Source organism: Actinophytocola sp. (genome assembly GCF_036378875.1).
Taxonomy (GTDB): Bacteria; Actinomycetota; Actinomycetes; order Mycobacteriales; family Pseudonocardiaceae; genus Actinophytocola.
The window spans coordinates 67517-89566 of the sequence record NZ_DASUVO010000060.1 but is presented as its reverse complement, the minus strand read 5'-3'; the positions used below and the strand labels follow the sequence as shown (position 1 = coordinate 89566).

At 69.8% G+C, this 22050-nt stretch carries 22 protein-coding genes and 1 pseudogene; 17 read left to right on the top strand and 6 right to left on the bottom strand.

Annotated features, from left to right (window positions below; translation table 11 throughout):
* The first annotated feature begins 38 nt into the window (after nt 1-38).
* From VF106_RS17830 to VF106_RS17810, 5 genes and pseudogenes are all read left to right on the top strand, one after another.
* On the top strand, nt 39-1406 hold the full coding sequence (locus tag VF106_RS17830; RefSeq protein WP_330840856.1) for a glycine--tRNA ligase: 1368 nt from the start codon (nt 39-41) through the stop codon (nt 1404-1406).
* 114 nt (nt 1407-1520) lie between these two features.
* Nucleotides 1521-2403 (top strand): annotated as a pseudogene (locus VF106_RS17825) (ABC transporter ATP-binding protein).
* A complete protein-coding gene (locus VF106_RS17820; protein WP_330840854.1) occupies nt 2400-3128 on the top strand; it encodes an ABC transporter permease in 729 nt (242 codons plus the stop codon). The pseudogene VF106_RS17825 and the gene VF106_RS17820 overlap by 4 nt, the downstream one beginning before the upstream one ends.
* A gap of 21 nt (nt 3129-3149) precedes the next feature.
* A complete protein-coding gene (locus VF106_RS17815; RefSeq protein ID WP_330840853.1) occupies nt 3150-4292 on the top strand; it encodes a sensor histidine kinase in 1143 nt (380 codons plus the stop codon).
* Complete coding sequence (locus VF106_RS17810; protein WP_330840852.1) at nt 4289-4894, top strand: response regulator transcription factor; 606 nt, start codon at nt 4289-4291, stop codon at nt 4892-4894. The genes VF106_RS17815 and VF106_RS17810 overlap by 4 nt, the downstream gene beginning before the upstream one ends.
* 10 nt (nt 4895-4904) lie before the next feature.
* Here VF106_RS17810 and VF106_RS17805 read toward each other — a convergent pair whose 3' ends face one another.
* On the bottom strand, nt 4905-5489 hold the full coding sequence (locus VF106_RS17805; RefSeq protein WP_330840851.1) for a TetR/AcrR family transcriptional regulator: 585 nt from the start codon (nt 5487-5489) through the stop codon (nt 4905-4907).
* A gap of 71 nt (nt 5490-5560) precedes the next feature.
* On the opposite strand from VF106_RS17805, the gene VF106_RS17800 reads away from it, so the two are divergent.
* Both VF106_RS17800 and VF106_RS17795 read left to right on the top strand, forming a co-directional pair.
* The gene (locus tag VF106_RS17800; protein ID WP_330840850.1) at nt 5561-6355 is read left to right on the top strand and encodes a class I SAM-dependent methyltransferase; all 795 of its coding nucleotides are present in this window, start codon (nt 5561-5563) and stop codon (nt 6353-6355) included.
* Between the two features lie 67 nt (nt 6356-6422).
* The gene (locus VF106_RS17795; protein WP_330840849.1) at nt 6423-6695 is read left to right on the top strand and encodes a PASTA domain-containing protein; all 273 of its coding nucleotides are present in this window, start codon (nt 6423-6425) and stop codon (nt 6693-6695) included.
* Nucleotides 6696-7753: 1058 nt separating this feature from the next.
* Here the strand turns inward: VF106_RS17795 and VF106_RS17790 are convergent.
* Nucleotides 7754-7885 carry a hypothetical protein gene (locus VF106_RS17790; protein WP_330840848.1) on the bottom strand — a complete coding sequence of 44 codons (132 nt, stop codon included), beginning with the start codon at nt 7883-7885 and terminating at the stop codon, nt 7754-7756.
* Nucleotides 7885-8892, bottom strand: coding sequence for a hypothetical protein (locus tag VF106_RS17785; RefSeq protein WP_330840847.1), 1008 nt, complete (start codon nt 8890-8892; stop codon nt 7885-7887). The genes VF106_RS17790 and VF106_RS17785 overlap by 1 nt, the downstream gene beginning before the upstream one ends.
* A 162-nt stretch (nt 8893-9054) precedes the next feature.
* Between VF106_RS17785 and VF106_RS17780 the strand changes: the two genes are divergently transcribed.
* Genes VF106_RS17780 through VF106_RS17760 form a run of 5 tightly spaced genes read left to right on the top strand, consistent with a single transcriptional unit; the run spans nt 9055 to nt 13040 of the window.
* On the top strand, nt 9055-9714 hold the full coding sequence (locus tag VF106_RS17780) for a YdcF family protein (RefSeq protein WP_414639005.1): 660 nt from the start codon (nt 9055-9057) through the stop codon (nt 9712-9714).
* Between the two features lie 9 nt (nt 9715-9723).
* A complete protein-coding gene (locus VF106_RS17775; RefSeq protein WP_330840845.1) occupies nt 9724-10995 on the top strand; it encodes a deoxyguanosinetriphosphate triphosphohydrolase in 1272 nt (423 codons plus the stop codon).
* 17 nt (nt 10996-11012) lie between these two features.
* Nucleotides 11013-11276 carry a hypothetical protein gene (locus VF106_RS17770; protein WP_330840844.1) on the top strand — a complete coding sequence of 88 codons (264 nt, stop codon included), beginning with the start codon at nt 11013-11015 and terminating at the stop codon, nt 11274-11276.
* Nucleotides 11273-12373 (top strand): serpin family protein, encoded by a 1101-nt coding sequence (locus VF106_RS17765; RefSeq protein ID WP_330840843.1) that lies wholly within the window; start codon nt 11273-11275, stop codon nt 12371-12373. The genes VF106_RS17770 and VF106_RS17765 overlap by 4 nt, the downstream gene beginning before the upstream one ends.
* Nucleotides 12374-12431: 58 nt before the next feature.
* Complete coding sequence (locus VF106_RS17760; protein WP_330840842.1) at nt 12432-13040, top strand: carboxymuconolactone decarboxylase family protein; 609 nt, start codon at nt 12432-12434, stop codon at nt 13038-13040.
* Here the strand turns inward: VF106_RS17760 and sigJ are convergent.
* Nucleotides 13000-13935: an RNA polymerase sigma factor SigJ gene (gene sigJ / locus VF106_RS17755; RefSeq protein WP_330840841.1), complete on the bottom strand. Its 936-nt coding sequence runs from the start codon at nt 13933-13935 to the stop codon at nt 13000-13002. The two genes, VF106_RS17760 and sigJ, sit on opposite strands and share 41 nt — an antisense overlap.
* Before the next feature lie 35 nt (nt 13936-13970).
* Between sigJ and dnaG the strand changes: the two genes are divergently transcribed.
* From dnaG to VF106_RS17740, 3 genes are all read left to right on the top strand, one after another.
* Nucleotides 13971-15869, top strand: coding sequence for a DNA primase (dnaG, locus tag VF106_RS17750; protein WP_330840840.1), 1899 nt, complete (start codon nt 13971-13973; stop codon nt 15867-15869).
* Between the two features lie 73 nt (nt 15870-15942).
* A complete protein-coding gene (locus tag VF106_RS17745) occupies nt 15943-16476 on the top strand; it encodes a hypothetical protein (protein ID WP_330840839.1) in 534 nt (177 codons plus the stop codon).
* A 37-nt stretch (nt 16477-16513) separates the two neighbouring features.
* On the top strand, nt 16514-17278 hold the full coding sequence (locus VF106_RS17740; RefSeq protein WP_330840838.1) for a trans-aconitate 2-methyltransferase: 765 nt from the start codon (nt 16514-16516) through the stop codon (nt 17276-17278).
* 48 nt (nt 17279-17326) lie between these two features.
* Here VF106_RS17740 and VF106_RS17735 read toward each other — a convergent pair whose 3' ends face one another.
* Complete coding sequence (locus tag VF106_RS17735; protein ID WP_330840837.1) at nt 17327-19489, bottom strand: MMPL family transporter; 2163 nt, start codon at nt 19487-19489, stop codon at nt 17327-17329.
* A gap of 142 nt (nt 19490-19631) precedes the next feature.
* On the opposite strand from VF106_RS17735, the gene VF106_RS17730 reads away from it, so the two are divergent.
* Nucleotides 19632-20225, top strand: a complete 594-nt coding sequence (locus tag VF106_RS17730) for a TetR/AcrR family transcriptional regulator (RefSeq protein WP_330840836.1) — start codon at nt 19632-19634, stop codon at nt 20223-20225.
* A gap of 29 nt (nt 20226-20254) precedes the next feature.
* Nucleotides 20255-21139, top strand: coding sequence for an SMP-30/gluconolactonase/LRE family protein (locus VF106_RS17725; protein WP_330840835.1), 885 nt, complete (start codon nt 20255-20257; stop codon nt 21137-21139).
* Nucleotides 21140-21346: 207 nt separating this feature from the next.
* On the opposite strand, the gene VF106_RS17720 is transcribed toward VF106_RS17725, so the two are convergent.
* Entirely contained in the window at nt 21347-21910 is a 564-nt protein-coding gene (locus VF106_RS17720; protein WP_330840834.1) for a dihydrofolate reductase family protein, read from the bottom strand.
* Nucleotides 21911-22050: the final 140 nt, after the last annotated feature.

Sequence of the window (22050 nt, the reverse complement as noted above, 5' to 3'; positions counted from 1 at the left end):
ACACCCCGACCGCCCCCCGCACCGCCGACCCCGCCCGCCTGGACAAGGTGGTGAACCTCTGCAAGCGCCGGGGGTTCGTCTTCCCGTCCGGTGAGATCTACGGCGGGACGCGCTCGGCCTGGGACTACGGACCGCTGGGCGTGGAGCTCAAGGACAACATCAAGAAGCAGTGGTGGCGCACCGTCGTCCAGGGCCGGGACGACGTCGTCGGCCTGGACTCCTCGGTGATCCTGCCCCGCCAGGTGTGGGTCGCCTCCGGCCACGTCGGCGTCTTCACCGACCCGCTGACCGAGTGCCAGAACTGCCACAAGCGCTACCGGGCCGACCACCTCGAGGAGGACTTCGAGGCGCGCAAGGGCCGCGCGCCGGAGAACGGCCTGGCCGACATCACCTGCCCGAACTGCGGCACCAAGGGCGCATGGACCGAGCCGCGCGACTTCAACATGATGCTGAAGACCTACCTCGGCCCGGTCGAGGACGAGTCCGGCCTGCACTACCTGCGCCCGGAGACCGCCCAGGGCATCTTCGTGAACTTCGCCAACGTCATGGGCGCGGCACGGAAGAAGCCGCCGTTCGGCATCGGCCAGATCGGCAAGTCGTTCCGCAACGAGATCACGCCGGGCAACTTCATCTTCCGCACCCGCGAGTTCGAGCAGATGGAGATGGAGTTCTTCGTCGAGCCGGGCACCGACGAACAGTGGCACCAGTACTGGATCGACGAGCGCATGCGCTGGTACACCGACCTCGGTGTCAAGCCGGACAACCTGCGGCTCTACGAGCACCCGCGCGAGAAGCTGTCGCACTACTCGAAGCGGACCGTGGACATCGAGTACCGCTTCCAGTTCGGCGGCCAGGAGTGGGGTGAGCTGGAGGGCATCGCGAACCGCACCGACTTCGACCTCACCACCCACACCAACCACTCCGGCGTCGACCTGTCGTACTTCGACCAGGCCACCAACACACGCTACCGGCCGTACGTGATCGAGCCGGCCGCCGGCGTCGGGCGGCCGCTGATGGCGTTCCTGCTCGACGCCTACCGCGAGGACGAGGCACCCAACGCCAAGGGCGGCGTGGACAAGCGGGCCGTGCTGAGCCTCGACCGCCGGCTCGCGCCGGTGAAGGTGGCGGTGCTGCCGTTGTCCCGCAACCCGGACCTCACCCCGAAGGCACGCGACGTCGCCGCCTCTTTGCGCCAGTTCTGGAACGTCGACTTCGACGACGCAGGCGCCATCGGTCGCCGCTACCGCCGGCAGGACGAGATCGGCACCCCGTTCTGCGTGACCGTCGACTTCGACTCCCTGCAGGACCAGGCCGTGACCGTGCGCGAACGCGACAGCATGGCCCAGGAACGGGTGTCGATGGACAAACTGCAGGGCTACCTGGCCGCTCAGCTGATCGGCTGCTGAAGATCACGACGTTTGTCATGGTGAGGTGATGACGCTCGGCCTGCGTGCCGGCGGCCGGCGCGCAGCATCGTGGTCATCGTGAACACAACACCGATCTCCGCGGGCGCCGCAGTCATGCTGGCCGGCCTGCGCAAGAGCTACGGGGATGTCCACGCGGTCGCCGGGGTCGACCTGGTGATCGCGCCGGGCGAGGTGGTGGCGCTGCTCGGCCCGAACGGCGCGGGCAAGTCCACCACGGTTGACATGCTGCTCGGCCTGACCCGGCCGGACGCCGGCACCGTGACGGTCTTCGGCGCGAGCCCGCGCGAGGCGGTCGCCGCCGGCACGATCGGCGCGATGCTGCAGGGTGGCGCGTTGCTCGACGACGCGACCGTCGGGGAGACCGTCGCCATGGTCGCGTCGCTGCACCGGGCACCCATGCCGGTCGACGAGGCGCTCCGCCGGGCCGGCGTCGAGGAGTTGGCCAGCCGGCGGTGCAACAAGCTTTCCGGGGGACAGAAGCAGCGCGTTCGATTCGCGGTCGCGCTGGTGAGTGATCCGGACCTGCTCGTGCTCGACGAGCCGACCGCGGCGATGGACGTCCAGAGCCGCCGCGACTTTCTGGAAGTCCATGCACGGCTTCACCAGCGCAGGCCGGACGGTCCTGTTCGCCACGCACTACCTGGAGGAGGCGGAGAGCTACGCCGACCGCGTGGTGCTCATGCGAGCCGGCCGAGTCGTGGCGGACGGGTCCGTCGCCGAGGTGACCTCGCTCGTGTCCGGTCGCGTCATCCGCGCCGCCATACCGGGCGCCACCGAGGCGGGGCTCGCCGTGCTGCCCGGCGTGACGGAGGCCGAGGTCCGGACGAGCCGCGTGGCGATCTCCACCAACGACTCCGACACGACACTGCGGGCGCTGCTCGCGACCTACCCGCAGGCACACGACATCGAGGTCACCGCCGTCGGCCTCGAAGGCGCGTTCCTGTCCCTGACCAGCAGCGAGGTGCCGGCGTCATGAGCTTCGGATACCTGTTCCTCGAGGTCCGCCGCGCGATGCGGAGCACCCGCTTCCTGATCTTCTCGCTCGCGTTCCCGGTCCTGCTTTTCCTGCTCTATGTCGGGATCTTCGCGAACGGAGACAAGGCGGCCGTCGGCGTGCTGATGGTCAACATGACCTCGTTCGGCGCCCTGTCGGCCGCGTTGTTCGCCGGCGGCAGGGTCGCGGTCGAACGATCGCTCGGCTGGCAGCGCCAGCTGCGGCTCACCCCGCTGTCAGGCTCCGGATATCTCGCCGCGAAGGGCATCACGGGAATGCTGCTCGCCCTGCCGGCCGTCATACTCGTGCCCCTGGTCGGCGCGGTGGCCGAGGGCGTGTCGCTCGACGCGGAAGACTGGCTGCGGGTGACCGTCGGCATCTGGCTCGCCGTCATACCGTTCGCGCTGATCGGGTTGCTCATAGGCCAGGTCGGCACGACCGAGAGCATGCAGCCGATCATGAGCATGACGATGATGTTCATGAGCCTGATCGGCGGCATCTTCATCCCGATCGACTCGATGCCGGGCTGGCTCTCGCAGATCGCGCACGTGCTGCCCTCGTACTGGCTCGGCCAGGTCGGGCGGGGCGCGGTGACCAGCCACCTGTCGGTCAACCTCGGTCAAGCCGTTCTTGTGCTCGCCGGGTGGGCCGCGGTGCTCGGGGTGGCGGTGGTCCGTCGGTACCGGCGTGACAGCGCGCGGGTGTGATCAGGTCGTACGGTGACGTTCGTGGCGGAGCAACCGAAGAAGCGTCGCGGGTGGTCCTGGCCGAAGGAGACCGGTGGACCACCCACACGCGCTGGGCGGATCGTGGGTACCGGGCTGTCCGTGATGTTCCTGTGCTACCTGGCGACGCCGATCGACCACGTGTTCCGCCAACCGCATTCCTGGGTCGCGCGGGTCGTGACGGTCGCCGCCGTGCTGGTGTACGCCGGTTTCTACGTGGCGGTTGGGCTTCCCAACACCCGGCGGCCGGTGTGGCTGAGGATCGTCGCGCTGTGCGTGATGACCGTCTGCGGCGTGACGATGGCCGCGGTGCTCGGCCCGGACGACCTCGTGTACATGTCGTTCGCGATCGCGGTCGCGCTGACCCGTTTCCCACCCATGGTCGGCCTGCTGTACGCGCTGGTCGTCATCACCACGCTGCTGGTCACCACGGCCGCCGTCGACGGCAAGCCCGACATGGACGCGACGGCGACCCTCGTGGTGCTGTCCATCGCGCTGTTCGGTACCCGGCAGGTGGTCATGTCGAACGCCGAACTGCGTGCCGCCCGTGACGAGATCGCGACGCTCGCGGTCGCCGAGGAGCGGGCACGGATGGCGCGGGACCTGCACGACGTGCTCGGCCACAGCCTGACCACGATCACCGTGAAGGCCGGGCTGGCCAGGCGCATCCTGGAGAGCTCCGCCGACGGAGAGCGGGCGATCGGCGAGCTGCGTGACGTCGAGCAGCTGTCGCGGACCGCGCTGGCCGAGGTCCGCTCGACGGTCTCCGGGTACCGCAAGGCGTCGCTGCCGGCGGAACTCGTCGGGGCCCGCGTCGCGTTGCAGGCGGCGGAGATCACCGCGGACCTGCCGCACGCGGTCGACAACGTGCCGGCCGGGCTGCAGGAGCCGTTCGCGTACGTGCTGCGGGAGGGGGTCACGAACGTGATCAGACACTCGAACGCGCGCCGCTGCGAGGTGCGACTGGGGGAGTCGTGGATCGAGGTCCGCGACGACGGGACCACGGCCGCCACCTCCGACTCCGGCCACGGTCTCGCGGGCCTCGCGGAGCGGCTCGCGAAGGTGGGCGGATCGTTGTCGGCCGGTCCGTCACCGTCGGGCGGGTTCGTGGTGCGAGCCACGGTGCCCGTGGCGGTGACCGCGTGATCCGGGTCCTGCTGGCCGACGACCAGGCGCTGGTGCGGGGCGCGCTGGCGGCGATGCTCGGGTTGGAACCGGACATCGAGGTGGTGGCGCAGGTCAGCTCCGGCGAGGAGGTGCTCGCGATCGCGCGGGCGACCACGCCGGACGTCGCGCTGCTGGATGTGCAGATGCCGGGCAAGGACGGGATCACCGCGGCGGGGGAGCTACACCGCGAGCTGCCGGCGTGCCGGATCGTCGTGTGCACGACGTTCGGCCGACCCGGCTACCTGAGCCGGGCGATGGCGGCGGGCGCGGTCGGGTTCGTGGTGAAGGACGCGCCGCCGGAACAACTCGTGGACGCGGTCCGGCGCGTGCACGCCGGGCTTCGGGTGGTGGACCCGGCGCTGGCGGCTGAGTCCCTGGCGACCGGGCAGAGCCCACTGACCGACCGCGAACGGGACGTCCTGCGAGTGGCCAGTTCCGGCGGAACCATCGCCGACGTGGCGCGAATCCTGTCGCTCTCACAGGGAACCGTGCGCAACCACCTGTCGTCGGCGATCGGCAAGACCGGCGCGCGAACCCGCGCGGAGGCGGCAAGAGTGGCCGAGGACCACGGCTGGTTGTGAGCCCAGCCGGTCAGGACCGTGGCCCGATGACCGTGTCCACCATCCTGGCGACGGCGTCGGCTTCCGGTGGGGCGCCCTTCCGGTCGGCGAACAGCAGGTGGGCGGCCCCGATCAGCGTCGGCGCGAGCATGTCGACCTCGGCGTCCGCCGCGATACGGCCAAGGTCGCGCTCCGCGGTGAGGTATTCCGCGATCATGGTCACGGCCTCGGTCAGGACGGGGACACCGGCCGGCCACGTTCTCCGCAGCCGGGCGCGCAGCTCGTCCCGGAACGTGATGAGCGGGACGATCGCCACGGCGACCGAGCCGAACAGTGCGGTCAGCGCGTCCGCCAGGTTGCCGGCCACCGTGCCGGTTCCCGCGGCCTCGCGCAGGGCGGCGGCCTGGCCGTCCATCCGGTTGGCGCGGTCGAGGACGAACTCGGCGAGGAACGCGTCGAAGTCCTCGAAATGCCGGTGCAGGACGCCTTTCGCAAAGCCCGCCTCGGTGGTGACCGCCCGGCTGGTCAGCGCGCTCGGCCCGTCCCGCAGCAGGACTCGCTCGGCGGCGTCGAACAGCTGAGCGCGCACATCCCGGATGGCGACCCCTGTGGGCACCGTGCCTCCTCTTCACATCCTGCGACCGCCACAGTTTGCCTGAGTGGGCATCTGCCCACTAGTGTGGGCGCATGCCCACTCAACCGACCGAGCCGCACCGGCTCCGACAGGTCGCGGAGTCGTTCGGGGAGGATTCCGAGCGCTACGACCGGACCCGCCCCCGCTATCCCGACGCCATGATCGACCAGATCGTCGCCGGCAGCCCCGGCACAGACGTCCTCGACGTCGGCTGCGGCACCGGCATCGCGGCCCGCCAGTTCCAGGCGGCGGGCTGTGCGGTGCTGGGAGTCGAGCCCGACGCACGGATGGCCGACTTCGCACGCCGCGGCGGCGTCGAGGTCGAGGTGGCGACTTTCGAGGACTGGGACCCCGCCGGCCGCGCGTTCGACGCCGTCGTCGCCGGTCAGGCGTGGCACTGGGTGGACCCGGTGGCAGGCGCGGTCAAGGCGGCGCAGGTGCTCCGCCCCGGTGGCCGGTTGGCGTTGTTCTGGCACGTGTTCCAACTCCCGCCGGAGGTGGCGCACGCCGTGGCCGAGGTCTACCAGCAGGTGGTGCCGAACTCGCCGTTCAACTTCCAGCCATCGACGCAGGCACTCGACATGTACCGGGTGATGTTCACCAAGGCCACCGACGGAATCCGCGAGGTGGGTGGTTTCAGCGCCCCCGACGAGTGGCGATTCGACTGGGAACAGACCTACACCCGCGACGAATGGCTCGACCTGCTGCCCACCCAAGGTGCCATGACCCGACTCCCGGCGGCCCAACTAGCCGCGGTGCAGGCGAGTGTCGGCACCGCCATCGACGCGATGGGCGGCACCTTCACGATGTCCTACACCACGGTGGCGGTCACCGTGACGCGACCGTGAGGTCACTTTCCGTCGGCCGCCGTATGCTCGAGCGTGGTGATCTGAACTGGCCGAACCCACGATCGACGTGCCCGATTTCCGCGGAATGCAGGCATTGAACGCCTGGCTCATCGGCCACGACCGAGGACTGCTGCTTCAGGGCCCGGACCCGGACAGCCCTGAGTCGGTGCTGCACGGGGTCGTCGTCACCCAAGATCCGCCGCCGCACACCCGCCTGCGCCGCTGGGACCCCGTGACCGTGTGGATCCACCGACCACCAGACGACGGCAGCGGCGTCCGCGAACCCCTCCACCCACTCCCGCCGATCCGCATCAACACAGCACACGTCGACGAGGACTGAGCGGCCTTTGCCGCTTGCCAGGTGCGGCTGCGGGGGTTGCCCAACATGTGGTCTCTCCCGCACGCCGCGTCCGGCGCCTGAGGAGCGGACACCGAATGCACTGCCAGGCGAGCGTGAGCCGTGGAGGTCGAGACGTGGTCTAGCCGACATTGGTTGTCTTTGTTTCTCGGGGCGACGGCCACCGGCCGAACTGCCCGCGAAGCGGACTTCGCTCGCCTCTTACGTGCGGTGAGAACAGCTGAGCAAGATCCCCAACGGACTGGAGTGAGCGTCCCCACAAGGAACCCTGGGGGCGCGCCTCCCGAGCCGAACGAGTGTCACGTCCAGCACGAACCCGACGTTGACGGCACCCTGCCCGTGACCGCCGGGAATCGATCACGAGAGGACCCGGGCACCTCGCGCCCGATTGCCTGGGGTGCCGGGGCCCGCGACACGCGCGATGGCTGAGCTTTCTCGTGGCAGTGCAGGCGCTGCGCGCCTGCCCCGCGAAGCGGGCAAGCTCCGCACCCGGCCTCCGCACCCGGCCTCCGCACCCGGCCTCCGCACGCGGGCCTCGCCAGCTGACCCCGCGACAGGTGCCCACCCGCCCCACACGGCTCAAGCATTGCGGGTCCGGCAACCAAGCCCCGGTACCTGGCCGGTGCCCAGCCCCGGCAACACCGGCTGCGGTGACCCAGCCTCCGCAACCCGGCCTCGGTATCCGACCGGCACCGTTCCGGTGCTCGACCGCGGCAGCCGACCCGCGTCAGACACCCCGCACTGCGGCTCCGACACCCAGGCCCGGCACCCAGTCCCCGGGCCCCAGGCACCTGGCCGGTGCCGGCCCCCGGCAAACCCGGCTCCGGTAGACCTGGCCCCGCAACCTGGTCTCGGTACCGAGCCGGCGCCCGCCTCGGCAACCTCGACCCCGGCGGCCCGGCTCCGGTGCCCGGCCCCCGGTGACGCGAGCAAACCCTGGCGAGCCGAAGCTGGGCCGTCGTCCGGTCGTCGTCCGGTCGTCGTCCGGCCGACGTTGGTCCTCAAAGGCTGGTCCCTCGCAGGACGTGAGGGGCGTTCTGTCATGCGGCCTCCGGGTGGTCGTCGTCGAGGGGTGGGGTGGACTGCATTTGTTGTGCCTCCTGGGTTGGGGTCAGGCGGTTGATGATGCGGGCGCTCAGGGGTGGTGGTGGCTCGCGGGTCAGTTCGGCCATCAGCGCTCTGAGGCGGACCGCGGCCGCACGGTTTGTGAGGACTTGTGGATCGTCTGGCACAGGGCTCTCACCTCTGGTCGTGGACGGGTCTTCGCGTGCTCGTAGGCGGCGCGGAGCAGGTCTGCCACCACGGCTGGTTCATCGCGTATCTGATCGGGTGGGGTGTGCACGACCAGCACACCGCTGGCAGTGAGGCGTGCCGCTCTGCTCAGTGCGGCGGTGGCGTCGTCCGGGGTCAGGTCGAACGCGTACGAGTCGACCTGCCACGCCATGGCCACCGCGTCCCACCACACGTCGGCCGTGGCCACGTGTGAGCCGTTCGGGGTCGTGATCGGGACGCGCCAGTCCGGGGTCGGCAGGCCCAGGTGTCGCACCAGGCGCCTGGCGCGGCCCTGCGCCATCGACCGCATGTTGTCGTCGATCTCGGCCAGCACCCGGCGTGGCAGCGCCGTGCCACGTTGGTTGCCTCGGCTCAGCTCGTCGCGCAGGGTCGTGGGGGTCAGGTCACCTCGGTAGATCGCGTCCAGCAGCAGCACACGGATGTAGTCGGACCTCTTGGCCCGGCGGCACGTGTCGACCGTCGCGCGTGGAAGTGGCGCCACGGGGAACCCGTGGAGATGCAGTGGTTCTGGAAGCTGGTGGGTGCGTTCGAACAGAACACCGTCCACCAGCTCAGGTTGTCGGCGCGGCGGTAGCAGCACGTGTACCGGCCCGTCCAGGTTCGCGGCGCTCATACCGTGCAGTTTCAGTGCGTCCAACCCGGTCAGGACGCCGCGCGGGCCGGCGACCGTCAGGGCCTCGTGCACGCGTTGCGTTCGGTTCGGCGGTTGGTCGGACAGCAGCACCAGGCCCGACCTCAACCGTTGCCACGGGCCGCCGTCACGGCAGCGTTCCTTGATCGTGCTGCCGGTGACGCCGAGTGCCAGCAGGTATTTCGTCGAGGTCATCCGGTGTTCGAACACGTGGGAGATGTTGTCGAGGTCGAGTAGTGCGCGGTTGTGGCTCATGCGGCAAGCAAAGCGCACGGCGGACGCGGGTGGCAGGCCTGAAGATCGACATGTGGACAACTGGAGGAGCTGTGGACAACCCTCGGTCAGGGCGCCAGTCGCTACGGGGTGTTGTCGGTGGTCGCGCGTAGTATCCGACGTTTGCTCTCCGTCTCTGGAAGGATGGGTCCAGTGAACCCAGAAGAGCCGAGATCGGTGCGAGTGTTCCTGCGCCGCCTTGTGCTCGGTGTTCTGCTGGTCGGCGTGCTCGTCGTCGGCGGCACCGGCGTCCGGGTGTGGCAGGTCGCGCGGATCGACGATCGAGAGAGCGCAGACGTCGTCCTCGTCCTCGGTGCCGCTCAGTACGCGGGTAGGCCGTCCCAAATCCTCGAGGCCCGGCTGCGGCACGCCAAGAACCTCTACGACGAGGGCGTCGCGCCCTACATCGTGACCACCGGTGGCAACAAGCCCGGTGACACCTACACCGAAGCATCCGCGGGTGTCCGCTGGCTGACCGAGAACGGCGTTCCCGAGAACCGGATCATCCCCGTCGGCGAGGGCAACGACACGCTCGGCAGCCTCAGAGCCGCCGCCGAGAAGATCCGTGAGCGGGGCTGGAGTTCCGCGGTCATCGTGAGCGATCCGTGGCACTCGCTGCGGGCGAGGACCATGGCCTCCGACGTCGGCCTGGACGCGTGGACGTCGCCGACGCACAGCGGCCCGATCGTCCAGACCCGCGAGACACAGGTCCGCTACATCGTGCGGGAGACCGCCGCACTCCTCTACTACCGCGCGACCAGGGCTCCAGTCGACAGCACCACGGATGTCGGTGCCGACAAGTAACCTCCCAGAATGACCACCGGATACGGCGAGCACGACAGCGCGCGCCTGTTCGCTGAGCGGGAGAAGACCGCGCTGCTACCCGACGCGTGGCCGGCGCGCCGCGGCCCCTTCTCCCGTGACCGGGCCCGCGTGCTGCACTCGGCTGCCCTGCGCCGCCTGGCGGGCAAGACCCAGGTCGTCGGCCCGAACGAGGGTTCCGAGGTCAGCGGCGTGCCGCGCACCCGGCTCACCCATTCACTGGAGGTCGCCCAGATCGGCCGGGGCATCGCGGAGGAGCTGGGCTGTGACCCGGACGTCGTGGACACGGCCGGCCTCGCACACGACATCGGCCATCCGCCCTTCGGACACAACGGAGAACGGGCACTCAACGCGGTCGCCCAGGACTGTGGCGGTTTCGAGGGCAACGCCCAGACCCTCCGGATCCTGACCCGGCTCGAACCCAAGATCGAGAACCACGGCCTCAACCTGACCAGGGCCTGCCTCGACGCCGCGACCAAATATCCGTGGCCACGCATGGCCGGCACGGCCAAGTTCGGGGTCTACGAGGACGACCGGCCAGTCTTCGAGTGGCTGCGCGAAGGCGCGCCGGCGCGGCGGCAGTGCATCGAGGCGCAGGTCATGGACTGGGCCGACGACGTTGCCTACTCCGTGCACGACGTCGAAGACGGTGTTCGTGCCGGCCGTATCTCGCTGGGTGAGCTGACCGTCCCGAGCGAACGCGCGGCGGTGGCGGAGCTCGCGGCCAAGTCCTTCAGCTCCGAGCCGGTGTCCGCGCTCGAGGACGCGGCCCGCGACCTGGTCCGGCTGCCGGTCGTGGCCGCCGTCTCGGTCAGGGAGTACGACGGTTCGACCGGCGCCCAGGTCCACCTCAAGCGGCTGACCAGCGAACTCGTCGGCCGGTTCGTCTCCGCGGCGGTCACCGCGACCCGGCGGGAGCACGGCGACGGAGTCCTGACCAGGTACGCGGCCGACCTCGTGATACCGCCGAGGGTCGCCGCCGAGGTGGCGTTGCTGAAGGCGGTCGCGCTGCGGTACGTGATGAGTGACCCGGACCGGCGGGCGCTCCAGGTGCGACAGCGGCAGCTGCTCACCGAGCTGGTGTCCACGCTGACGGAACGGGGAGCGGAGGCGCTGGAACCGGAGTTCGTGCCCTCCTGGCGCGCGGCGGAGGACGACGCGCAGCGGCTCCGGGTGGTGATCGATCAGGTGGCGTCCCTGACCGACGCCCAGGCGGTGAGTTGGCACCGCGCTCTCGTCGGCTGGCCCCCCTTGTCGGGGTGACGTGGCACACTCGGGTCATGGCTGACGAACCCAAACGGCCGCCGGACGGAAAGGGCCGCCGCGGAGTTTCACGCCGCCTCGAATACCGGCGGCCCAGACGCGCTGCTGTGCCGGCGGGTCCCTGGGACGACGGCTGGTACGGCGACGACGAGGGCGAAGCGGGTTCGGCAGGTGTGCGTGAGCCGCGGCATCCGAAACTTCTGGGGCCGCTGGCCGATGCCGGTGAGCTACCGCAGCCCGAGCCGCCGGTCCTGATCTCGCTGCCGGATCCGCGCCGGTGACCGATCTCGGGTTCACCCTCAACCTGCACCGGGCCACCGCGCCCGACCCGACCGTCAACGTGTGCTGGTCGCCCTTCTCGGTGGCGAGCGCGCTCGGGCTCCTCGCCCAGGGTGCTCGCGGGCTGACACGTGACGAGCTGGCCGTCCTGCTGGTCGGTGAGAAGTCCGGTGACATCGCCGAGCTGGGCGCACGCCTGAAACGTGCCGGCGTGCTGGCGCCTGCCCGCGGCAACGAGGACGAGCCGGTCATCGCGGTCGCCAACACCCTGTGGACCGACGATGCGGTGGAGATCCTCGCCTCGTTCGTCGACGAGCTGGGCCGGTGGTCGAGCGGGAAGGTGCGCGAGGCGCCGTTCCAGCAGAACCCGGCGCAGGCCCGCGACATGATCAACCTCGACGTCGCGAAGACGACCCGGGACCTCATCACGTCGCTGATACCGGACGGCGCGGTCACCAAGGACACGGTCTCCGCGCTGGTCAACGCCCTGTACCTGAAGTGCGCGTGGCGATACCGGTTCATCGACGGCGCCACAACGCCGATGCCGTTCCACACCCCGCACGGCGTTCGGGACGTGCCGACGATGGTGCTGGCCGAGCAGATCGGTTACGCGGCCACGGACGGCTGGCAGGTCGTCAGCCTCCCGGCGGTTGGCGGGGTCGAGGCGTTCGTGCTGCTGCCGGACGGCGACCTCGCGCGCGCCGAGCCGGACCTGGACGCGGACCGGCTGGCCCGGCTCCTCGCCGCGCCAAGACGCCAGCAGGTTCAACTGCGGCTGCCCAAGGTGGACGTGCGGACGAAGGTCGACCTGACCACGCCACTCGCTCAGCTGGGCGCGGGCACGGTCTTCACCAACGCCGCCGACCTCAGCGGGATCACCGCGATGCGGCTCGCCGTCCAGGCGGTGCTGCACGAGGCGGTGCTCAAGGTCGACGAGCAGGGGTTCGAAGGCGCCGCCGCCACCGCGGTGATGATGCGCATGGTGTCGATGCCCCTCGGCACGCCGGTCGACCTGCACGTGGACCGCCCGTTCCTGCTCGTGGTGCGCCACCAGGAGACCGGCGCCGTGTACTTCCTCGCACGCGTCGTCGATCCCTGATCCCTGTCACAACCGAGGCCTCCTCCTCGTCCCCACCATGACCGAGGAGGAGGAGAGAATGCCCAGAATTCCTGGTGTAGCAAGGAAAGACGTCGGTCTGCTGATCCGTGCCGGATACTGGCTCGCCAAGCGGCGGCTCGGTGCGGTGCCGGAGCCGTTCTCCGTGCTGGCCCGTCACCGCAAGCTGTTCATGGCCGCTGCCCGGCACGAGATGGCCGCGGAGAAGGCCTGCGCCAAGCTGCCCAAGAACGTGCTGGAGCTCGCCGTCTACCGGGTCGCGCGGCAAGTCGGCTGCTCGTGGTGTGTGGACTTCGGCACGATGCTGATGAAGCACGGCGGCCTGGACATCGACCGGCTCAAGGACATCGACGACTACCTCACCTCGCCGACCTACACCCGTCAGGAGCGGCTCGCGGTCGCCTACGCCGACGCGATGAGTGCCATGCCGCCGGCCGTCACCGACGAGCAGGTCGCTGAGCTGCGCGAGGAGTTCGGCGACGAGGGCGTGCTGGAGCTCACCTACCAGATCGGGCTGGAGAACATGCGGGCCCGGATGTACAGCGCGCTGGACATCCGGGACCAGGGCTTCAGCTCCGGTGAGGCCTGCCGGCTCCCGGAAGCGGAGATCACGGCAACCCGGGGAGGTGCGCGAGCTTGTCCGGATTGACGATGTCGTAGATCCGCCAGACCTGCCCGTCGCGTACCTCGAACGTGATGACCCGCCGGTCGACCGCCCGGAAGCCGTCCTCGGCGGGCAGGTCCGGGAACGTCAGGCCGAGCTGGCCGTTGACGAGCACCAGCTCGCCACGGCTGAGCCGGTCTTGGCCGTACATGTCCACAAGCGCGAGCATGAAACGCGAGACCTTGTCGGCGCCGACCATCTCGCGTCGCGCGGTGCGCAGCTTGCCGTCGCTGTCGCCGACGAGCACGGCGTTGGGGTGCAGTGCCGCGACGACACCCGTCAGGTCGCCCTTCGAGATCGCGGTCAGCAGCTGCTCGAGGACGGCGCGCTGCTCGGTCAGGTCCGCGAGATCCGGCAGTTCCGCGTCCGCGACCGCGCGTCGGCCACGGGACCCGTGCTGCCGTGCGGTCGCCTCCGACACGCCGAGCACCGCCGCGATCTCCCCGAACGGCACGGAGAACGCGTCGTGCAGGACGAACGCCACGCGCTGTTCCGGGGTCAGCTTGTCCAGCACCACGAGCGCGGCGAGCCGTACCTGCTCGTCCCGCACGACTGTCTCAAGTGGATCGTCGCTGGTCGGTGTGCCGAACGGGGTGACGATCGGTTCGGGCAACCACGGGCCGACGTACCGCTCCCGGCGCGTCGCGGCCGAACGCAGCCGGTCCAGGCAGATCCGGCCGACGACCGTGGTGAGCCAGCCGCGCAGGTCGACGATCTCCGCGCGTTTCGCCTCGTCCAGTCCGGACAGCCGCAGCCACGCCTCCTGCACCGCGTCCTCCGCGTCGGAGAGCATGCTGGTCAACCGATAGGCGACGCCGATCAGGTGCGCGCGGTGCGAGAAGAACTCGCTCGCGAGGGCCTCGTCGCTGACCGTGCTCACACCTTCGATTCTACTGACGCCTAGACTCGGGCATCGTGGCAGGACGGATCCGGGAAAGCGACATCGCGCAGGTCCGCGACCGCAATCGGATCGACGACATCGTGGGCGAGTACGTGTCGTTGCGCCGTGCCGGTGGCGGTGCGCTGAAAGGGCTGTGCCCGTTCCACGACGAGAAGACCCCGTCGTTCAACGTGCGGGCCACCCACGGCACGTTCCACTGCTTTGGCTGCGGCGAGGGCGGCGACGTCATCGCGTTCCTCATGAAGATCGAGCACCTGAGCTTCGTCGAGTCGGTCGAGCGGCTCGCCGAGCGCAGTGGTGTCCAGCTCGTCTACGAGGGTGGCGCGCCGACCCGGCAGCGGGACAAGGGCACCAGGACCCGGCTGATCGACGCGCACCGCGCCGCGGCCGAGTTCTACGCCGAGCAGCTCACGACCCCGGACGCGCTCACCGCTCGCGAGTTCCTCGCCGAGCGCGGGTTCGACCAGGCCGCGGCTCTGCAGTTCAGCTGCGGCTACGCGCCAGCCGGCTGGGACAAGCTCACCAAGCACCTGCTGGGTCGCGGCTTCGACCTGCAGGAGCTGATCAAGGGCGGTCTGTCACGGGAAGGCCGGCAGGGGCCGATCGACCGGTTCCACCGCCGTCTGCTGTGGCCGATCAGGGACCTGGGCGGGGACGTCGTCGGCTTCGGTGCGCGCCGGCTCTACGACGACGACCAGATCCAGGCCAAGTACCTCAACACCAGCGAGAGCCCGATCTACAAGAAGTCGCAGGTGCTGTTCGGTCTCGACCTCGCCAAGCGGGAGATCGCGCGGCGGCACCAGGTCGTGGTGGTCGAGGGCTACACGGACGTGATGGCCATGCACGCGTCCGGCGTGCCGACCGCCGTCGCCTCCTGCGGCACCGCCTTCGGCACCGAACACATCACGGTCCTGCGCCGGCTGCTGATGGACGACGACGCCTTCCGCGGCGAGGTGATCTTCACGTTCGACGGCGACGAGGCCGGCCAGAAGGCCGCGCGCAAGGCGTTCGACGAGGACCAGAAGTTCGCCGCGCAGACGTTCATCGCGATCGCCCCGGACGGGCAGGACCCCTGTGAGCTGCGGCAGTCCAAGGGCGAACCCGCGGTGCGCGACCTGATCGCCCGCCGGCGTCCGCTGTTCGAGTTCGCCATCAAGACCGAGCTCGCCGACCACAACCTGGACAACGCCGAGGGGCGCGTCGAGGCACTGCGAAGGACCGTGCCGATGGTCGCGCGGATCAAGGACTCGGCGCTGCGGGACGAGTACGCGCGCCAGCTCGCCGGCTGGGTCGGCTGGGAGGACACGCTGACCGTGGTGCGCCGCGTGCGGGAGACCGCGGGCGGCCGGCTGACGCCGGTGAGCCGCACCAAGCCCGTGGATCCCAACCAGGGCGCGCTGGCCGTGGACGTCGACGGCCCACCCCGGCCCGACCCACGTGATCCGCAGCTCCACGCCCAGCGCGAGGTCGTCAAGCTGGCGCTGCAGGAGCCCGCGCTGGCCGGGCCGGTGTACGACTCCCTGCCACAGGAGGTGTTCACGCACCCCGCCTATGCCGAGCTGCACCGGGCGGTGTTGAACGCAGGCGGAACGGCCAGCGGGCTCGCGGGCGCCGAACTGGTCGAAGCGGTGGGCAAGTGCTGTGAGTCCGGCCTGGGACGGAAGCTGGTCACCGAGCTCGCGGTCGAACCCATCAGGACCAAGCAGAACAACCTGGAGTGGTACGCAGCCGGGATGCTCGCCGCGATCCAGCGGCAGCTGCTCGCGGGGCAGATCGCGGACATCAAGTCGCGGCTCGCGCGGTTGTCACCCATCGACGAGCCGGACGAGTGGCGCGCGCTGTGGGCGGATCTGGTCGCGCTGGAGGAGTACCACAAGGGGCTTGGTGAGCAGGCCACTCGGAGTTTTTCGTGAGCGGAGCTTGCGGAGCGAACCATCAGGCACAGGGCGACCGCGAGCCGCCGCTCGGAGCCTGCGAGGAGCGGTCGTGAGTGTGTTCCGGAAGTTGCTCGACAAGATCGTCGGCGACGGGACGCCGCCCGGCTTCACCGGCACGCTCGACGAGGAGGAGAGCGTCGCCGAGTCGGCCGAGTGCCGGAGCGGTGGTCATCTGGTCGCCACGTCGCTGGGCCTGTGGGTGCCCACCGACGACGGCCCGCGCCGGATCGGCTGGCACCTGATCAGCAAGGCGACGTGGGGGAACGGCGAGCTGGTCGTGACCGAGGCCGACGAGACCGGCACGGCCGGGGACGCGGTGCTGCTGGCCGACCGGACACCTCGGCGGTATCCGCTGGTCAATCCGGGCAAGCTCCCGCACGCCGTGCACCGGCGCGTGACCGGCTCGATCAGGTCGCGTCATCACCGGGACCTGCCCGGCGGTGGCGCGTGGTTCGTGCAGCGCAAGGTGCCGGGGCAGGACGGGATCGTCCTGCAGGTCCGGCCTGACCAGGGGACCGACGAAGACGCGGTCCGCACCGTCGCCGCGGAGGTGGCCGCGAAGATCCGCGAGGCGCTACAGTAAGCAGTACGCACGTACGGTTTGCTTTGGAGGGCGCTTGATGTGGGATCCCACTCAGTACCTCGCGTTCGCTGATCATCGATCGCGGCCGTTCTTCGACCTTGTCGCCCGTGTGTCCGCGGAGGACCCGCGTCGGGTCGTCGACCTCGGGTGCGGGCCGGGCAACCTGACCGCGACGCTCGCGGAGCGCTGGCCGAACGCGGTGCTGGAGGCTTCGGACTCGTCACCGGAGATGGTGGCGGCGGCCAGGAAGCGGAAGATCGACGCCGTGATGCTCGACGTGCGGGAGTGGCAGCCGAGCGCGGACACCGACGTGGTTGTGTCGAATGCGGTGCTCCAGTGGGTGCCCGGGCACGACGAGCTGCTCGCGCGCTGGGTGAAGCAGCTGCCGCAGGGCGCGTGGCTGGCCTTCCAGGTGCCGGGCAACTTCGACGCGCACTCCCATGTGCGGACCCGGGAGCTGGCGGCGTCCGACGCGTGGCGGGACCGGCTCGGCCCGGTGGTGCTGCGTGAGGACGACGCGGTGCTCGATCCCGTCGGGTACGCGACGCTGCTGTCCGAGGCGGGCTGCGAGGTCGACGCGTGGGAGACCACCTACCTGCAGCGCCTGACGGGGGAGGACCCGGTGCTGGAGTGGATCACCGGCACCGCCCTGCGCCCGGTCCGCGACGCGCTGTCCGACGACGACTGGCAGCGGTTCCGGGCCGAACTGGCGCCCAAGCTGCGGTCGGACTATCCGCAACGCGCGGACAGCACCACGTGGTTCCCGTTCCGCCGCGTCTTCGTGGTGGCCCGAACGCCATGAAGGACGCCTTCCTCACGGCCAGCGTGAGGAAGGCGTCCTTCATCGCCGTCAGCCAACCGGGGCCGGGTCGCGTTGCTCCGCCGTTGGTGGGGGCGGTGTCGCCGCGCGGTCGCCGTGGCCCGGCCACCACGCCGCGTGGCCCAGCAGGGCCGTCACGCTCGGCACCAGGAACATCGACATCGCGAACGCCGCGATCATGATGCCCAGGGACACGGCGAAGCCCATCTCCACCAGGAACGAGATGCCGCCGAGCATCATCGACGCGAACGTGCCCGCCAGGATCACGCCGGCCGCGCCGACCGACGGGCCGCCGTGCTCGACCGCGAGGTCGGCGGCGGTGCGCGGGTCGTGGCCGAGCTTCGCCTCCTCGCGTAGCCGGGCGATCATCAGGATGTTGTAGTCGGTGCCGATCGCCACCACGAACAGGTACACCAGCATCGGCAGCATGAAGGACACACCGGCCTGGTCACCGATGCCCTGGAACGCGATCACTGTCGCGCCCATCGTGCTGAAGAAGCCGAGTACCACGGCCACCATCAGGTAGATCGGCGCGACGACGCTGCGCAGCAGCAGCCCCAGCACGACCGCGATGAACAGGCCGGCCACCGGGAAGATCACCCACAGGTCGCGGGTGTTCGCCTCGCGGATGTCGGCGTACGCCGAGGTCATGCCGCCGACGTACGCGGTGGCGCCGTCCGGCGCCTGGTCGTGGGCCGCGTCTCGCAGTGGTCCGTCCACCAGGTCGAGTGCGGTGTTGGAGCCTGGACTCGAGTCCAGCAGTAGGTCGATCTTCGCGACGGTGCCGTCCTCGCTGATCGTGGCCACTCCGGTCGGGCCTGGCCGGACCCCGCCGACACCGGGCACCTCCTGCAGTTCCCGTGCGTAGGCGTTGAGCGCGGCCGGGTTCAGTTGGCCACTGTCCGCCTTGACGAACACCGAGGTCGGGTTGAGCGCACCGGACGGGAAGCCGGTCTCCATGTACTCGAGCCCGCGAGCCGACTCGGTGCCGCTCGGCAGCTGGCCGGTCTGGTCGTACGTGGTGTTGAAGCCGAGCATGCCGAGCGCCAGCGCGACCATCACCCCGCCGGACGCCACCGCCACGACGACGGGGCGACGGCCGGTGAGCTTGCCGAGCCGCTGGAAGGTCGTGCCCTTCGGGGTGCGCTGCCAGGACTTCGACGGCCAGAACACCTTCGTGCCGAGCAGCGAGACCACCGCCGGGATGAGGGTGACCGCCGCGATCGCCATCAGCGCGACCGCGATCGACAGACTGGGCCCGAAGCTGGTGAACGCGCCGAACACGGCCAGCAGCAAGGCCATGAACGCGATGACGATCGCGGCCGCCGCGGACGCGATGACCTCGCCGACCCGCGCGACTGCGGTGATCAGCGCGGTCTTCGGGTCGTCCCCGGCACGCAACCGTTCCCGGAAGCGGAACAGCAGGAACACGATGTAGTCCGTGCCGACGCCGTACAGCACGATCGTCATGATGATCTGCACGGACTCGTCGACCTGGAAGTTGAACGCCTGCGCGAGCCATGCGACGAGCCCCGGCGCGATGGTGCTGACCAGGCCGACGGTGACGATCGGCAGCAGCGCGGCGATCGGGCTGCGGTAGATGACCAGCAGCAGGCCGATGATCAGCAGAATCGTGGCCGCGCCGACGATCACGAACGCGGTGTCGAACGCGTCGGCGTTGTCCGCGAACATGGCGACGTCGCCGGTGACCGCGTACTCCAGGTCGCTGCCGTTCAGTTGGCCCGATGCCTGCTCACGGATGTCCTTGATCGCGTCGGGCAGCTCGGGCTCGTTGCCGGTGCCCTCCAGGCCGACGTTGACCAGCTGGATCTTCTTGTTGGGCGACAGGAACTGCTCGCCGGTCATCGCCCCCGTGACGCGTTCGATGTTGGCGCCGTTGATCGCGTTGCTCAGGTCGCCGATGGCGCCCTGGTCCGCGCCGGTCAGCTCCTGGCTGTCCTTTCGTTTGACCACGATCGTCGCGCTCGCGTCGTTGGTCTGCGCGAACGCCTGCTCGGCGAGCTCGCCGGCCTGCATCGACTCGTAGTCCGCCGGCAGGAAGTCGGCCTGGTCACTGGTGGTGACCTCGGAAAGAGTTGGTGCGAGCGCCACGATCGCCACCGTCACGAGCACCCAACCCGCGATCACCTTCCACGGATTGTGCACGACCAGTCTGCCTAGTCGTTCGAACATCGAAATCCTCCCCTGTAGAGACACAGCCCCCAGTAAGGGCGCGCACAGTCTACCTGCCGCCCGGTAGGTGAGATCGATTGAGGGTTTCAGCTGGCGGAACGCTAACGTGGGAGGGCTGAGAAAGTGCTGAGGAGGAACGCGGATGGACGGGGACACCCGCGACACGATTCGTGCGGTAGCCCTGGAGCTGTTCTCCACCAAAGGGTTCGAACAGACGAGCCTGCGGGAGATCGCGGAGCGGGTCGGGCTGACGAAGGCGTCGCTGTACTACCACTACCCGTCGAAGCAGGCGCTGCTGATCGCGGTCGTCGAACCGGTGATCACCGGCTGGCGGGCGATCGCCGACGACACCGCGTCGCTCCGGAACACCCCGGGGAACGTCCGGCAGGTCGTCGAACGGTGCTTGGACGTGCTGCTGCGCAACAGGGCGGTCGCGGGGATCTTCCAGCGCGACCCCGCCGGGGTGGCAGTGGTGGCCCGATCACTGTGGGAGGACTCGCTGGCGCTGGGACGTCAGCTGGTCGACTGGCTCGGCGGACCGGCCCCGGCGCCTGCGCAGCGGTTGCGTGCCATCGCCGCGATGGAGGTGCTCGGCGCCGTGTTGACGTCGCCGACCTACTACCCGGACGACGAGTTCACCGACGCCGAGATGCGTGACGTGCTGTTGCAGGCCGCGCTGGACGTGCTCCGGTTACCCGCTGAACCCGGAGAGTCCCAGATGCGTAACGTCGGGTGACCCTGTATCCCCACGCTTAGGACTCCTCGATGCTTCGACGCGTTGGTGTTGTACTGGCCGCTCTTCTCGTTCTCTCACCCGCTACCGCCGTCGCGGCGACACAGTCGCCACCGGACACCATCGACCTGCCGGCGGGCTTCCGTCCGGAAGGGATCGCCATCGGGCGTGGCTCGGTCGCCTACCTCGGTTCGCTGGCCGACGGTGACATCTACCGGGTCGACCTGAAGACCGGCAGCGGGCAGGTGATCAGCGAAGGGCCCGGCACGCCGTCGGTGGGGATGAAGATCGACGAGTGCGGCCGGTTGTTCGTCGCTGGTGGCGTCGCGGGCACCGGTCGGGTGATCGACACCCGCACCGGCGCGGTGCTGGAGAGCCACCAGTTCGCCACGGGCACGACGTTCGTCAACGATGTCACGCTGGTCGGCGGGTCGGCGTGGTTCACCGACTCGAACAACGCCGTGCTGTACCGGCTGCGGAACGGCCAGGTGACGAACGTCCCGATCACCGGCGATTTCGTCCAGGGAACCGGCATCAACGCGAACGGGATCGCACCGACGCCGGACGGCAAGGCCCTCCTGGTGGTGCAGTCGAGCACGGGCCTGTTGTTCCGGGTGGGCTTCGACGGCGTGTCCAAGCGGGTGGCGCTGGACTACACCCTCACGAACGGCGACGGCCTGCTGCTGTCCGGCCGGACGCTCTACGTGGTGCAGAACCGCCTGAACACCGTCGCGGCCCTGAGGCTGGACCGCGGCGCCACGAGCGGGACCCTCGAGACGACGGTCACCGACCCGCGCTTCGACGTACCGACGACGGTGGCGTCCCTCGGCAACCGCCTGTACCTGCCCAACGCCCGCTTCAACACGACGCCGACCCCGGAGACCCCGTACACGATGGTGGCGATCCCTCGGCCGTGAGCCGACCGGCCCCCGGGCGCGAGTGCCCGGGGGCCACACGATCGAGCGACCTCGGGAGCGGCCCGTTCGGGGGCGGCCATCTGACTGGCATGACCGACGCTCACTCAGTCGAGGCGTTCATGAAACGTCTCGTGGCCGCCGCCCCGACGCTGTCGGTGGAGCAGTTGGAGAACATCCGCCGCGTCGTCGCGCGAACAACCCCGCCGGCTAGCGCGCCACCCGGTAGCGGAGGAAGACGACCCTCGAGTTGAAGGTGCGGGTCTCGACGAGTTCGAGATCCACGTGGCGCTCGCGCTGGGGAAAGAACGGGATGCCACCGCCAGCCAGCACCGGGTAGACCCTGGCCCGGTACTCGTCGATCAGACCCAGCGCGGCCGCCTCGGAGGCGAGGGTCGCGCCGCCGATCCCGATGTTGCCCTCTCCCGGCTCGGCTCGCAGTCGCGCGATCTCCTCCGCCAGGCCGCCGGAAGCCAGGCGGGCATTGCCCCGCACCGTCGACAGCGTGGAGGAGAACACCACCTTGGGGAGCCGGTTCCAGATCGCGGCGAACTCGAGCCTCGAGTCGTCGAGCGACGGATCCTGCTCGGCGGTCTCCCAGTACAGCATCGTCTCGTACAGCCGTCGGCCCAACAGGTGAACGGCGAGCCCTCGTACCTCGTCGGTGGCGAAGTGAAAGACGTCCTCGTCGGGCGTGCCCCAGTCGAAGCCGCCGTCCGGCCCGACGATGTAACCGTCAAGTGAGAGGCTCATGGAATAGGTCACGCTGCGCATCAGAAGTCTCCTCGGTAGCCGAATCGACAGTACGACCGCCGGAGGCCCCAGAACTCATCGCGGCTCGCCGGATCGGGTCGACGAGGCTCGAGATCAAAGCCTCGAATCCCACTTCCACCGCCTCGCCCGTGGGACGGCCG

Coding starts and splice junctions, on each gene's coding strand:
- VF106_RS17820 (WP_330840854.1), top strand. CDS start 2,400: ATGAGCTTCGGATACCTGTTCCTCGAGGTCCGCCGCGCGATGCGGAGC.
- VF106_RS17800 (WP_330840850.1), top strand. CDS start 5,561: ATGCCCACTCAACCGACCGAGCCGCACCGGCTCCGACAGGTCGCGGAG.
- VF106_RS17790 (WP_330840848.1), bottom strand. CDS start 7,885: ATGGCCGAACTGACCCGCGAGCCACCACCACCCCTGAGCGCCCGCATC.
- VF106_RS17785 (WP_330840847.1), bottom strand. CDS start 8,892: ATGAGCCACAACCGCGCACTACTCGACCTCGACAACATCTCCCACGTG.
- VF106_RS17780 (WP_414639005.1), top strand. CDS start 9,055: ATGGGTCCAGTGAACCCAGAAGAGCCGAGATCGGTGCGAGTGTTCCTG.
- VF106_RS17775 (WP_330840845.1), top strand. CDS start 9,724: ATGACCACCGGATACGGCGAGCACGACAGCGCGCGCCTGTTCGCTGAG.
- VF106_RS17770 (WP_330840844.1), top strand. CDS start 11,013: ATGGCTGACGAACCCAAACGGCCGCCGGACGGAAAGGGCCGCCGCGGA.
- VF106_RS17760 (WP_330840842.1), top strand. CDS start 12,432: ATGCCCAGAATTCCTGGTGTAGCAAGGAAAGACGTCGGTCTGCTGATC.
- VF106_RS17740 (WP_330840838.1), top strand. CDS start 16,514: ATGTGGGATCCCACTCAGTACCTCGCGTTCGCTGATCATCGATCGCGG.
- VF106_RS17735 (WP_330840837.1), bottom strand. CDS start 19,489: ATGTTCGAACGACTAGGCAGACTGGTCGTGCACAATCCGTGGAAGGTG.
- VF106_RS17730 (WP_330840836.1), top strand. CDS start 19,632: ATGGACGGGGACACCCGCGACACGATTCGTGCGGTAGCCCTGGAGCTG.
- VF106_RS17725 (WP_330840835.1), top strand. CDS start 20,255: ATGCTTCGACGCGTTGGTGTTGTACTGGCCGCTCTTCTCGTTCTCTCA.
- VF106_RS17720 (WP_330840834.1), bottom strand. CDS start 21,910: ATGCGCAGCGTGACCTATTCCATGAGCCTCTCACTTGACGGTTACATC.